General features: G+C 65.9%; 10 protein-coding genes and 2 pseudogenes. All 12 read left to right on the plus strand.

Annotation, left to right across the window (positions count from 1 at the left end; all coding sequences use genetic code 11):
- Positions 1-5 precede the first annotated feature (5 nt).
- Positions 6-4786: pseudogene (locus FUT88_RS16710) on the plus strand (alpha-2-macroglobulin family protein).
- An 84-nt stretch (positions 4787-4870) separates the two neighbouring features.
- Positions 4871-5399, plus strand: a pseudogene (locus FUT88_RS16715) (FCD domain-containing protein); the annotation flags it as partial.
- The gene (locus tag FUT88_RS16720; RefSeq protein ID WP_147216786.1) at positions 5396-6223 is read left to right on the plus strand and encodes a transporter substrate-binding domain-containing protein; all 828 of its coding nucleotides are present in this window, start codon (positions 5396-5398) and stop codon (positions 6221-6223) included. The pseudogene FUT88_RS16715 and the gene FUT88_RS16720, both read left to right, overlap by 4 nt.
- A 67-nt stretch (positions 6224-6290) precedes the next feature.
- Positions 6291-7025, plus strand: coding sequence for an amino acid ABC transporter permease (locus FUT88_RS16725; protein WP_147216788.1), 735 nt, complete (start codon positions 6291-6293; stop codon positions 7023-7025).
- On the plus strand, positions 7022-7675 hold the full coding sequence (locus FUT88_RS16730) for an amino acid ABC transporter permease (protein ID WP_147216790.1): 654 nt from the start codon (positions 7022-7024) through the stop codon (positions 7673-7675). Before FUT88_RS16725 ends, FUT88_RS16730 begins: the two co-directional genes overlap by 4 nt.
- Complete coding sequence (locus tag FUT88_RS16735; RefSeq protein WP_027678606.1) at positions 7662-8399, plus strand: amino acid ABC transporter ATP-binding protein; 738 nt, start codon at positions 7662-7664, stop codon at positions 8397-8399. The genes FUT88_RS16730 and FUT88_RS16735 overlap by 14 nt, the downstream gene beginning before the upstream one ends.
- A gap of 268 nt (positions 8400-8667) precedes the next feature.
- Positions 8668-9780: a hypothetical protein gene (locus FUT88_RS26795; protein WP_261797194.1), complete on the plus strand. Its 1113-nt coding sequence runs from the start codon at positions 8668-8670 to the stop codon at positions 9778-9780.
- A 47-nt stretch (positions 9781-9827) separates the two neighbouring features.
- Positions 9828-10121, plus strand: a complete 294-nt coding sequence (locus FUT88_RS16750; RefSeq protein WP_147216792.1) for a hypothetical protein — start codon at positions 9828-9830, stop codon at positions 10119-10121.
- A gap of 32 nt (positions 10122-10153) precedes the next feature.
- Complete coding sequence (locus FUT88_RS16755; RefSeq protein ID WP_147216794.1) at positions 10154-10429, plus strand: fucose-binding lectin protein; 276 nt, start codon at positions 10154-10156, stop codon at positions 10427-10429.
- 366 nt (positions 10430-10795) lie between these two features.
- Positions 10796-11071 (plus strand): type II toxin-antitoxin system Phd/YefM family antitoxin, encoded by a 276-nt coding sequence (locus FUT88_RS16760; protein WP_147216796.1) that lies wholly within the window; start codon positions 10796-10798, stop codon positions 11069-11071.
- On the plus strand, positions 11071-11412 hold the full coding sequence (locus tag FUT88_RS16765) for a type II toxin-antitoxin system RelE/ParE family toxin (RefSeq protein ID WP_147216798.1): 342 nt from the start codon (positions 11071-11073) through the stop codon (positions 11410-11412). The genes FUT88_RS16760 and FUT88_RS16765 overlap by 1 nt, the downstream gene beginning before the upstream one ends.
- A gap of 33 nt (positions 11413-11445) precedes the next feature.
- Positions 11446-12393, plus strand: coding sequence for a bestrophin family protein (locus FUT88_RS16770; protein WP_147216800.1), 948 nt, complete (start codon positions 11446-11448; stop codon positions 12391-12393).
- Positions 12394-12562 lie beyond the last annotated feature (169 nt).

A 12562-nucleotide genomic window follows, 5' to 3' on the forward strand; every position in this document is an offset into this window, starting at 1 on the left:
AACTCATGCGCAACCGTTGGCTGTCGTTCAATCTCGTTGCCGCCGTCTGCGTGACGGTGCTGGCGTTGGTCGCTTCGGTGCCCGCAGCGCACGCGGCCGATGCGCCGGAAGCGCCGAACCCCACGCTGTTCGCCGTGCCGGGCAGCGGCTACGAGCCGATCAAGGGGCAGCCGTTCTTCCTGCTCTCGGACGCGAGCTACGGCACCGATCAGGAAGCGCTGGTCCGCCTGGAAGCCCCGGGCCGCGAATACAAGGACGAACTCTCCCGCTACGGCGGCGCCGACATCCTCGTCTACCGCGTACCGCAGCCGCTGGAGTTTCTGAAGGCGCAGAAGAACCTGCACCGCATCGACGTGAAGGCCAACTACACGGGCGAAGGCCTGGCCAACACGCTGGCCTATCTGTGGGACAACTGGACGCGCCAGGCCCGCCGTGCCTGGCAGCGCGTGCTGTCGTTTGCCACGCGCAGCAAGGCCGTGGAGACCGCGCCGCAGTTCAGCATGGGCGACCAGATGACCGCGCCCACGCGCTTCTCGAACAACCCGCAGTACGCGCCGCTCAAGGGCTACGAGCTGCTGGGCCGCTTCCGGTACCCGATCTGGGATGCCAAGCCGATCGCGCCGCCCAAGGACGTGAAGCTCGAAGGCAGCAGCAGCGAATGGATGCCGCAGAACGCCGGCAACGTGATGATTCCGGTCGGCAAGCTGCCGGCGGGTCTGTACATCGTTGAAGCCGTGATTGGCGCGTACCGTGCGCATACGCTGCTGTTCGTGTCGGACACCGTGGCCGTCACCAAGGGCACTTCGCAAGGGATGATGGTGTGGACAGCCGAGCGCAAGAGCGGCAAGCCCGTCGGCGGCGCGTCGGTGAGCTGGACGGACGGCGTAGGCGTGCTGGCCTCGGGCACCACCGAAGCGGACGGCACGGCCGATCTGCGTCACGTGTCGCCTGAACGCAGCTACGTGATCGGCAACGACCGCGCGGGCGGCGTGTTCATCTCCGAGAATTTCTATTACGACAGCGAGATCTACAACACCAAGCTGTACGCCTTCACCGATCGCCCGCTGTATCGGCCGGGCGACGAAGTGAGCGTCAAGTTCATCGGCCGCAATTTCAAGAACGCAACCGAATCAACTGTGCCGGCGGCCGGCGACATCAAGCTGCAAGTGCTCGACCCGAATGGCGCGCCGGTGGCCACGTCGACCACGCGCCTGACGGGCGAGACGGGCGCTGACGCGCGCTTTACGCTGCCGTCCAACGCGCCGGCCGGCGGCTATTCGCTGCGCTTCGACTACAACGGCGGCACCTACGGCGGCGCCTTCCGCGTGGCCGAATACATCAAGCCGCACTTTGACGTGAACCTGTCGCTCGACAAGGCCAGCTACGGCACGGGCGAAGCGGTCAAGGGCAAGATCAGCCTGCGCTATCCGGACGGCAAGCCGGTCAAGAACGGCAAGGTGTCGGTCAGCCTGCGCGCGCAACAGGTGACGATGGTGGAAGGCGAGCTGCGTTACGCGGGCCTGTTCCCCGTCAAGCTTGAGCAGCAGGAGCTTGTCACCGATGGCGACGGCAACGCCAAGCTGGAGCTGCCCGCCGCCAAGGAACCGAGCCGCTACGTCGTGACCGTGTTTGCCAACGATGGCGCGGCGTACCGCGTGAAGGTGACGCGCGAATTGCTCATCGCACGTGGCGCGACGCCGTACAAGCTGTCGACCACGTCGAACTTCACCACGCCGGGGCAGAACGTGTCGTTCACGCTCACGCCGATGCCGGTTGCGAGTGGCGCAAGCGGTGCCAGCGCGCCGCCCGCCAAGTGGGACCTGGTGCGCCTGGAAACGCGCACGCGCACCGAAGGCACACTCACCCCGGATGCCAAGGGCAACGCCACGTTCCCGGTCAAGTTTGACCAGCCGGGCTCATACACGCTGTCGGTGCGCGATGCGGCCGGCAACCTGCTCGCCGCATCCAGCCACTGGGTGGCCGGCGACGGCGTGCAGACCGTGCCGGGCAACATCGAAATGGTGTTCGACCGCGATCGCTACCAGATTGGCGACACGGCCGAAGCGCTGATCACCTTCCCGCTGCCGGTGGACGACGCGCTGCTCACGCTCGAGCGCGACAAGGTCGAGCGCCACGCGCTGCTCACGCGCGGCGGCGAATGGCTGAGCCTGCAGAAGGTCACGCCGTCGCAGTACCGCGCGCGCATCAAGATTGGTGCAGAGTTCGCGCCGAACATGACGTTCTCGGTGCTGTACGTGCGCGACGGCGACATGGTGTTCCAGAACGCCGGCATCGTCGTCACACAACCGACGCTGGACCTGGGCGTGCATGCGGACAAGGCCGTCTACGCGCCGGGCGAGACCGTCACGCTGGACCTGACCAGCGCGCTGGCGGGCAAGCCTGTGCCGGCCAACCTGACCGTGTCGGTGGTCGACGAAATGATCTACGTGCTGCAGCCGGAATTGGCGCCCAGCATCGTCGACTTCTTCTATCACCCGCGCCGCAACAGCGTGCGCACCACGTCGAGCCAGAGTTTCATCAGCTATGACCTCGCGCTCGCCTCGCTGCCGGGCAAGCCCGGCGGCACGTACGGCCGTCATAACGAGCGCGGCGTGAAGGTGCTCGAACGCCCGCGCCGCGACGAGAAGGACACCGCTGCCTGGGTCGCCAACCTGCAGACCGGCGCCGATGGCCGTGCGCGCATGACCTTCAAGATGCCGGATTCGCTGGCGCGCTGGCGCATCACGGTGCGCGCCGTGTCGACCACCGGCGCATCGGACGGCATCGTTGGCCAGCGCACGGCGAGCATCCGCTCCGACAAGCCGCTGTACCTGAAGTGGACCGGCCCGCAGCGCTTCCGCGAAAGCGATCAGCCGCGCCTGGACATGGTCGCCTTCAACCAGACCGACAAGGACATCACCGCCGACTGGATCGTCTCGGGCGCCGGCCTCAATATCAACCAGCGCGTGACGCTCAAGCGCGGCGCCAACTACCTGCGCGCGCCCGTCACGGCGTTGCAGGCGGGCGTGGTCAATGCCGAGCTGAAGCAGGACGACAAGGTTTCGGACCGCCTGCAGACCACGCTCAAGCTGGATGCCACCGGCTGGCTGGCGGACCGCGAAAACGTCGTCCCGCTCACGCAGCTGCAAGGCACGCGCCTGCCGCTGGGCCTGCCCGCCGATGCGCGCGACGTGCGTCTGCGCGTGGTCGGCAACACGGCCAGTCAGTTTGCTCGTGTGGCCGATGACCTCATCGAATATCCGTACGGTTGCGCCGAGCAGACCGCCAGCCGTCTGATCCCGCTGGCACTGGCCCAGCAGAGTCTGGCGGCCACCGGCACGCGCCTGGGCGACGGCGGCCCGGCCGGCACGCAAGGCGTCGACGCGCTGCTGCGCACGCAACGCCAGCGTCTGGCACTGCTGGCCGGCACCAACGGCACCTTCGGCTGGTGGGGCGAGCTGACGACCAGCAGCGCGCTGATCACCTCGTATGCGTATTACGCGGATTGGCTTGCCAGCCGCTCGGTCGGCATCAGCCTGCCGGCAGACAACTGGAAGCAGGTGCTCGAAGCCTACAAGCGCACCAGCCAGAACGAGCCGCTGCTGCACCGCGCGCTGGCGCTGTGGTTTGCCAACGAAATGGGCTTGCCCGTGGCGACGCCGCTGTCGGGCGTGGCGAACGAGCTTGCACCCAGCGGCGGCAAGGCCGCCAAGGCGTCGGCCGACGCCGACCCCGCCGCGGGCGACAGCCTGATCTTCGTGGCGCCGGATTCGCCGCGCGGCCGTCAGGTGGCGACGGTGCTGACGGCACAGCTGATGCGCCAAGTCGCCAGCCGGTGCCGGAAGCGCTGGTCTCCGCTGACATTGCTGCGCGCAACGCGTTGGCTGCCGACAATTCGCCGCTGGTGCAAAGCCTGCTGCTGATGGGCGGTGGCCGCTCGGCTGCCGACCCGGCGCCGCTGCTGGCCCGCGCCAGCGCCGCCATGCCGACGATGGATCGCGCCGTGGCGCTGGTCTGGCTGCAGAAGGGTTTGGGCGGCCTGCAAGGCGCCAGCGTTGCCACCATCCAGCCGGCCGTCTCGGCGGGCGGCTGGCAGGCGACGCGCTCGCCGGTTGGTGTGCCGACGTGGCGCTGGACCGGCGCGCAAGCCCCCGCCGCGCTGGACCTGACGACGGCGCCGACCGACGTGACCACGCAATCGGCCATCGTGTCGTACCGCAGCCGCGCGGCCGAGGCCTCCAAGCTGCCGATCACGGTGGAGCGCAAGCTGTACCGTCTGGAGCCGATCGATTCGGCACCGGCCAAGCCGGACCCGAAGGCGCCCAAGCAGCCGGCGGCCGACACCAGCAGCGGCATCGCCTTTACCGCCAAGCCGGTCAAGCCGGGCGACACGCTCGACAGCAATGCGCTCTACGTCGACGAGGTCGTGCTGACGCCGCGCCAGGGCACGTACCGCTACGGCCTGGTCGAAGTGCCGCTGCCGCCGGGCGCCGAAGTGGAAGCCACCACGTGGGGCATCCAGATCGACGGGCTGAAGGGTGAGCCGAACGAGGGCAACGGCGCGCAGGCGTTCGAGCGCAAGGCCGCGTATGAAATGGGCCAGCTCTCGTACAACCAGCCGGTGCCCGCGCTGGAGCGCCCGACCGTGCTGCGCCAGCTGGTGCGCTTCTCGCTGCCGGGCCGCTTTGCGCTGCCGCCGGTGCGCTACTTCCGCATGTACCAGCCGGAGGCCAAGGCGTTCCAGGGCGACGGCAAGACGGCCAGCTATCCGTTCAAGGTGGAGTGATCGGCGATGTTTTCCCGCCTGCTCGCGCGTGGTGTGCTGACCGGCCTGCTTTGGGGTGGCGGCGCTGCGCGCTTGGCGGGCAGGCTGGGCACGCTGTCGCCGCGTCAGTTGATTGAGCTGCGTCTGGTGCTGGAGCCCGGCTGGACGGCGCTGGCCGCCGCGCGCATGCATGCCGCCGGGCTGCGCCACCTGCAATGGCTGCAGCAGCAGTTGGCCCACGCGCTGGAGCGCAATGATTTGCTGAGCGCGGCAGAGGCGGATTTGCACTTCCACCTGCTGCTCGCGCAGTTGTCCGGCAACCCGGGGTTGATGGCGATGGCCGGCCAGTTGGAGCACGCCATCGGCCACAGCCTGCGCCTGCCCTTTGCCCGCAATGGTGCAGACGACCACCCCGCGCATGAGCACGACGCCATCGTCCAAGCCGTTGCCGCGGGCGATGCCGCCGCCAGCGCAGAGGCCATGCGCGCGCACCTGCTGTCGGCCGCACGCCGCAGCGGCATCGACCTGAGCGCCGCGCCCGCTGCGCCCGAACCCATGCAGCACGAACCGGTTTCCTTTCGCCTCGTCTCGATTCCCTGAATTTTCCGAATTTCCTGAAGGAGTTTTTGAATGATCCGCACCCATGCTCTGCAGTCGTCGCGCCATGTTTCGCGCCGCACGTTCTTCCACGCCGTCATGGCGGTCAGCGCGCTGGTCGCGTTGCTGCCGGGCCGTCCGGCCCATGCCGATGCGCTGGCCAACATCCAGAAAGCCGGCGTGATCCGCGTGGCGATCCCGAACGACTTCCCGCCGTTCGGCTCGCTGGGCCCGGACCTGAAGCTGCAAGGCTATGACATCGACATGGCCAACCTCGTCGCCAAGGAACTCGGCGTGAAGGCCGAGCTGGTGCCCGTCACTAGCACCAACCGCATTCCGTTCCTGACCACGGGCAAGGTGGATGTCGTCATCTCCAGCCTCGGTAAGAACGCCGAGCGCGCCAAGGTGATCGACTTCACGCAGGCCTATGCGCCGTTTCCCAAGAGCGTGTACGGCCCGAAGGATGTGTCGATCAAGGCACCGGCAGATCTGGCCGGCAAGACGATTGGCGTGACGCGCGGCTCGACTGAAGACCTGGCGCTGTCGGCCGTGGCGCCGGCGTCGGCCACCATCAAGCGCTATGAAGACAACAACGCCACGGCGCAGAGCTACCTGATCGGTCAGGTGCAGCTGGTGACGGTGGGCAACATCGTGGCCAACGCGGTCAACGAGCGCACGAAGCTGCGCCAGCTCGACCTGAAGTTCCCCGTGGAAGACACGCCTTGCTATGTGGGTGTGGCCAAGGGCGAGCCCGCGCTGCTGGACAAGGTCAACGCCGTCATCACCAAGCTGAAGACGGATGGCCGCCTGAACGACCTGTCGCAGCGCTGGATCAAGATGCCGCTGCCGGCCAAGCTGTAAGCACACGCACGCCTTCGCAACACAGGCCCGGCGCCCACGTTGGTGTGCCGGGCCACGGATGACCTCCATGGCTTATCAATTCGACTTTGGCGCTGTCTTCAGTTACAGCGGCCAGCTCGCGCAGGGCGCGGCATTCACGCTCGCGCTTACGGCGGCGGGCGCGGTGTTCGGCGGCGCCATCGGCATTGCCGGGGGCGTGTGCCGCGCCTGGCGCATCGCCCCGTTCAATGCGCTGTTCAAGGTGTATGTGGAGGGCATCCGCAACACGCCGTTCCTTGTGCAGTTGATGTTCGTGTTCTTCGGCTTGCCCTCGCTGGGCGTGCAGATCAACGAATGGCAGGCGGCGCTGCTCACGGCGGTGGTCAACCTGGGTGCGTACATCACCGAGATCGTGCGTGCGGGCATCCAGGAAACACCACGTGGCCAGCTCGAAGCCGCCAACGCGCTGGCGATGAGCCGCTGGGCCATCTTCCGGCACGTGGTGCTGCGGCCCGCGCTGCAGAAGGTGTGGCCGGCGCTGAGCAGCCAGATCGTGATCGTGATGCTGGGCACGTCGGTCGTCTCGCAGATTGCCGCGCAGGATCTGACCTTTGCGGCCAACTTCATCCAGTCGCGCAACTTCCGCGCGTTTGAAACCTACCTGGTGGTGACGGCGCTGTACTTTGCGCTGGCGCTGTTGCTGCGTCAGCTGCTGGCCTGGATCGGGCAGCGCTTTGTCGTGGGGCGCCGCGCGCCTGCGGCGTCTGCTGCACCGCTTGCTGCCACCACCACCGCAGCCGCCTCCGTTGGAGACGCCGCATGATCGCCGACATTCCTCTGTTGCCCATTCTCCTCAAGCTGGGGGAGGGCCTGCTTGCCACGCTCATGCTGTCGCTCATGGCGTTTGCGCTGGGCGGCACCGCCGGCCTGGTGGTGCTGTTTGCCCGCGTGGGGCGCAACGCCACGCTGCAGCGCGTGAGCAAGGCCTACATCCAGCTCTTCCAGAACACGCCGCTGCTCATGCAGATGTTCATCGTGTTCTTTGGTGCATCCATGGCGGGGTTCGAGATGTCGCCGTGGACGGCTGCCGCCATCGGCCTGACGCTGTACACCAGCGCCTATCTGGCCGAGGTGTGGCGCGGCTGTGTCGAGGCGATTCCGCGCGGGCAGTGGGAAGCGTCTTCCAGCCTGGCGATGGGCTACTTCCAGCAGATGCGGCACGTGGTGCTGCCGCAGGCGGTGCGCCTGTCGATTGCGCCCACGGTCGGGTTCTCCGTGCAGATCGTCAAGGGCACGGCGGTGGCGTCCATCATCGGGTTTGAAGACCTGTCCAAGCTGGGTTCGGTGCTGGCCAATGCCACCTTCCAGCCATTCCTCATCTACGGGTTGGTGGCCCTTGCGTACTTTGCGCTGTGCTGGCCGCTGTCTCTTTACGCCTCTCATCTGGAAAAGAAGCTCTATGCCGCTCGTTGATCTCTGCGCCGTACACAAGCATTACGGCAACAACCATGTGCTCAAGGGCGTCGACCTGCGCGTGGAAAGCGGCCAGGTGGTCGCCATCATCGGGCGCAGCGGCTCGGGCAAGAGCACGCTGCTGCGGTCCATCAACGGGCTGGAGGCCATCGATGACGGCCAGATCGTTGTCGACAACGCGGTGCTCAAGGGCTCGCAGGCCACGCCCGCGCAACTGCGCGCGCTGCGCCTGAACGTGGGCATGGTGTTCCAGCAGTTCAACCTGTTTCCGCACCTCACAGCGGGCGAGAACGTCGCCCTATCGCCCGTGGTGGTCAAGGGCATGAAGAAGGCCGATGCCAACGACCTCGCCCGTCAGATGCTCGTCAAGGTGGGCCTGGCCGATAAGTTCGATGCCTACCCCGATCAGCTCAGCGGCGGTCAGCAGCAGCGCGTGGCCATTGCGCGGGCGCTCGCCATGCAGCCGAAGGTGCTGCTGTGCGACGAGATCACCTCCGCGCTGGACCCGGAACTGGTGAACGAAGTGCTGGCCGTGGTGAAGCAGCTCGCCGCTGAAGGCATGACGCTGATCATGGTCACGCACGAGATGCGCTTCGCGCGTGACGTGGGCGATCAGCTCGTCTTCATGCACCAGGGGTTGATTCATGAAAGCGGCCCCGCCAAGGAGGTGTTTGCCAGCCCCAAGACGGCGGAACTGGCGGCGTTCATTGGCGCGGTGCAGTGAGCGTTGTGACGGCACGGCGCACCCGCTGCGCGCCGGGGGCGGCCCGTGTCAGTGTCAGCGCCAGTGTTGGGCGGGCATTCAGGGAGTAGCAATACGCCTGTGATGTTCCAAGGGCGGGCGGCGGCGTCAACGCTCAACGGTTTTCGACGGTGCGGATGGTGGGCGTGGGTTCGTTTGACCGGCCATGGTTTCGCGCCGGGTGGCCTTGCCGGTTGCGTGTTGCCACAACATTGCATGCTCCCCCATTGCCCGTTGTTCAGGAGTTGCCATGCCGCGTGTTGATGGTTCCAGTTCTTCGGCCGTGCCGCCGCCATCTACGGGCGAGGCTTCGACCAGCCAGGCTCGCCCGCATCCTCAGTCCGATCTGCGCCAGCGCCCTGCGCGTGCCCGTGAGGGTGCCCTGGCCGCATTGCCGCCCGCGCCTGCGAATGTGCCCCGCATGCCGGCTGCGGATACCGCCGTCGAAGAACTGCCGCGCGGCCGCATGGCTGCCACGCTGGAGCGCCTGCGTGGCGCGAGGCAGGTCTTGGCGAACGCCGGTGCGCAAGCCGCGCATGTGGGCGTTCGCGCCGGGGCTGCTGCCGCGCAATATGCGTTGAATCATCCGCTCTTCACTGCTGGCGTGGGCGGCGTTGCGATGGGCAACTACAACATGCAACGTGCCGAGCAGCGCAATGACCCTCATGCCTACGCTGGCGGGCTATCCGTCACGATGTTCAGCACGGCGTTGCTGGCACTCCATGCAGGCCACGTCGTTGCCGACCTGCTGCTCGCCAATCCGGCGCCGCTGCGTGTGAGCGCTGACATGCTGTCTGACGCCGTGAACATGCTCAACGGCCTGGACGATGTGGACATGACTGCAGAAGCCGGACATCACGCGCTGTACGTGATCGATCATCTGCAGGACATTGCGGCCGTGCCCCGCAACCGTCTGCACCCGGCCGTGCGGGCTGCAGCCGAACAGGCGGGCGGCAACCCACAGCAATTGATCCGCAATCTGGTGGGCGTGCTGACGGGCAATCCACCGGTGTATTCACCGCGCCGGCCGCCACCTGGGGGCCCGCGTGCGCCAGCGCAGGCGGGGCTTGTGCCCGCAACGCTGGGCGTCAACGTCCAGACGCTGCGGCGCGCCGTCGATATGCTCACCGGTTTTGCCGGCGAGCACGAAGACATGACGGCAGAAGCGGGCCTCCACCGGCAGGACGTCATCGACCACCTGCAAGATATTGCTGCTCGCCCAGCCGGCGCGCTGCACCCGGCCGTGCGTCAAGCAGCGCAGTCCGCTGGCGACAACGCACAGCTGCTGGTACGCAACCTCGTGGCGATGCTGCAGCGCGATCCGTCCATCCTGCCGGCCCGTCGGCAGGAACCGGCGCGGTAAGACGCGGCTCCTTCCTCTGTCAGGCGCCGTCCTTCCAGGGCGCGTTCATGCCGGGGGAGGGCGGCGCGCCTCCGCCTCGTTACCGGGGCGTCTATGCCATCGCTTGCAGCCATTTTGGATTAGACATTATCAAGGCACCTCCCCTGGTGCCTTTTGTCTATTTTGTGGGTGCGCTCAACATAATGGTTAAGCGCGAAAAATCGGTCATTTGTTCAGTAAGTTTTCTCTCCATCTGTGCTTCTTATCTCTCAGCAGCAGCCGGAATTTTCTTTGCTTATGCTACCGAAGCCCTGAATCGGGGCCGTAGTAAATGCCGAGAAAATCTCGATGCATTTACTTGATGGATATTGAAATCACATTCTGGAGATAAAACATGTCGAACGTTCAGACCGCTGCCACGTCGTGGGGGACAGTGCCGTCGATCCGTGTGTACACGGCCAATGGTGGCAAGATCACCGAGCGTTGCTATGACGGGAAGGGGTGGTACACGGGCGCCTTCAGCGAGCCCGGCGATAGCGTCTCCGTCACGAGCTGGCTGGTCGGCAGCGCGGTCCATATCCGCGTGTATGCCACCAGCGGCAGCAATACCACGGAGTGGTGCTGGGACGGCAACAGCTGGACCAAGGGCGGCTATACCCAGACCACCTGATTTACAGCAAACCTGAACATGCAGAATGCCGTGCGGTTCTGCATGGGTCGGCGTAAAGCGCGTGCGTTCGCTTTGCGCGATTTGTGTTTTGGATTTTGAAACTGCGTGGTTTTTGCGGATGCAGATAATCAATTCATAAAATCCGGGTCGCCGTTGTGTGGCATGACTTGTCGGCATTGCCCGTTCCCTGCATGACGCAGACGCACGCGCTTGCGTCGACCACGCTGTCTCGCAACTCAGCGTCCGCAGCGCCGGGGCTGGGCGTTCAGGTGCTGAAGGCCCAACGCCGGCAGGCGTGCCACCAGGTTGTTGGGTGACTATAAAAAGACTATATTCAGTCCTGGTTGATTTTGCCCCAGGACTACCGTGCGCTACTCATCTCAAGTCAAACCGATCAGCTATCTCAAGGCCAACGCAGCCGAGGTGCTTACGCAGCTGGCGGAGCAGCGAGAACCTTTGGTCATCACGCAGAACGGTGAAGCGAAAGCGGTTCTGCAAGACGTGGCTTCCTACGAAGAAACCCAGGAAACACTCGCCCTGCTGAAAATTCTGGCATTGGGTGCCCAAGAGGTGGCGGCTGGGCAAGTCACGCCCGTAGCTGACGTGGTTGCCCGTCTGCGCGCGAAGCGTGCGGAGGGCTGATGGCGAGATCGTCCGCAAGGTTCCAGGTCGTGTTGACGCGAGGCGCCGAGCAAGACCTGGAGTCGATCTATGACTACATTGCCGACGCAGATTCCATCGCCAGCGCGAACTACGTGCTCGATCAATTGATGGAGGTGGTGGATAACCTGTCGATCCACCCGGAGCGGGGCAATTACCCAAAAGAGTTGTCCGCCCTCGGCATCAAGGAATACCGGCAAACCGCATTCAAGCCCTATCGAGTCATCTATCGCGTGTCGGGTCATCAGGTTGTGATCTATCTGATTGCCGATGGCCGGCGCGATATGCAATCCCTGCTGACGCGCCGGCTGCTTGGCGCGTAAGGCAGATCCAAGCCCTTCTTCATTCGTTGCCCCATGGTTGTCCGCCCCCATCTGCACTGGTTCCGCATGCTGCTCGCATGGCGCGGATCGGTGCTGCCGCAGCTTCTGCCCCGCCTGTTCCTCATCTTCTTCGTGTCGTTGGTGGCCATCGCGGTGCATGCGCACCTGCTGCCCATCTCGGTCAACCTGAGCACGACGCCGTTCTCGCTCGTCGGCATTGCGCTGGCGGTGTTCCTGGGCTTTCGCAACAACGCCAGCTACGACCGCTACTGGGAGGCCCGCAAGCTCTGGGGGCAGTTGCTCAACACGGCGCGTTCGCTCACGCGTCAGGCGCTGACGCTGCCACGCGCCGATGGCCCGCATGACACCAGCGGTGCCGCAGCCGATGCCGACGTGCGCGAGTTCGCACAGGTGCTGGGTGCGCTGCCGCATGCGCTGCGTCACCAGTTGCGCCACACCGATGCGCGCGAAGACCTCGCCGCCCGCCTGCCCGCGCCGTTGCTCGAACGCGTGATGGCCGCGCGCTACCGGCCCATCGCCATCGTGCAATGGCTGGGTGAATGGGTGCAGCGTCGCACGCAAGCCGGTGCGCTCGATGCGTATGCCGCGCTGGCGTTCGACCGCAACCTCAACGAGCTGTCGAACAGCATCGGCGGGTGCGAGCGCATTGCCGGCACGCCGCTGCCGTTTGCGTACTCGGTCATGATCCATCGCACGGTGTACTTCTTCTGCGCTGCGCTGCCGTTCGGGCTGGTGGAAAGCATCGGCAGCTTCACGCCCGTGTTTGCGGTGTTCGTGGCGTACACCTTCATGGCCCACGAGGCCATCGCCTCGCAGCTCGAAGACCCGTTCGGCACCGAAGACAACGACCTCGCGCTCAACGCGCTGTCCAACACGATTGAAGACGCCGTGCTCGATATCCTTGGCGAGCCGAGCCCGCCGCCGCGTGAGGGTGTGCGGCGTGGGGTGATTGTGGATTGAGGCGGCGGCTGCGGCCGACGCTTAAACCGCCAGCGCCAGCGGCTGCGCCCAGTGCGCCAGCGCGGGCGCACTGCCGTGCAGCGCACCGCCCACCGCATCTGCGTTGCGCGCCAGCAGCGCGCCAAGCTCCACCCCGAACAGGCTCGCGCACGTTTCGTTGAGCGTGCGC

The organism is Ralstonia sp. TCR112 (assembly GCF_007997035.1).
Classification (GTDB): domain Bacteria; phylum Pseudomonadota; class Gammaproteobacteria; order Burkholderiales; family Burkholderiaceae; genus Ralstonia; species Ralstonia edaphi.

What these genes read in the sequence shown, in the direction of transcription:
- FUT88_RS16720 (WP_147216786.1), top strand. Translation starts at nt 5,396, where the DNA reads ATGATCCGCACCCATGCTCTGCAGTCGTCGCGCCATGTTTCGCGCCGC.
- FUT88_RS16725 (WP_147216788.1), top strand. Translation starts at nt 6,291, where the DNA reads ATGGCTTATCAATTCGACTTTGGCGCTGTCTTCAGTTACAGCGGCCAG.
- FUT88_RS16730 (WP_147216790.1), top strand. Translation starts at nt 7,022, where the DNA reads ATGATCGCCGACATTCCTCTGTTGCCCATTCTCCTCAAGCTGGGGGAG.
- FUT88_RS16735 (WP_027678606.1), top strand. Translation starts at nt 7,662, where the DNA reads ATGCCGCTCGTTGATCTCTGCGCCGTACACAAGCATTACGGCAACAAC.
- FUT88_RS26795 (WP_261797194.1), top strand. Translation starts at nt 8,668, where the DNA reads ATGCCGCGTGTTGATGGTTCCAGTTCTTCGGCCGTGCCGCCGCCATCT.
- FUT88_RS16750 (WP_147216792.1), top strand. Translation starts at nt 9,828, where the DNA reads ATGCCGGGGGAGGGCGGCGCGCCTCCGCCTCGTTACCGGGGCGTCTAT.
- FUT88_RS16755 (WP_147216794.1), top strand. Translation starts at nt 10,154, where the DNA reads ATGTCGAACGTTCAGACCGCTGCCACGTCGTGGGGGACAGTGCCGTCG.
- FUT88_RS16765 (WP_147216798.1), top strand. Translation starts at nt 11,071, where the DNA reads ATGGCGAGATCGTCCGCAAGGTTCCAGGTCGTGTTGACGCGAGGCGCC.
- FUT88_RS16770 (WP_147216800.1), top strand. Translation starts at nt 11,446, where the DNA reads ATGGTTGTCCGCCCCCATCTGCACTGGTTCCGCATGCTGCTCGCATGG.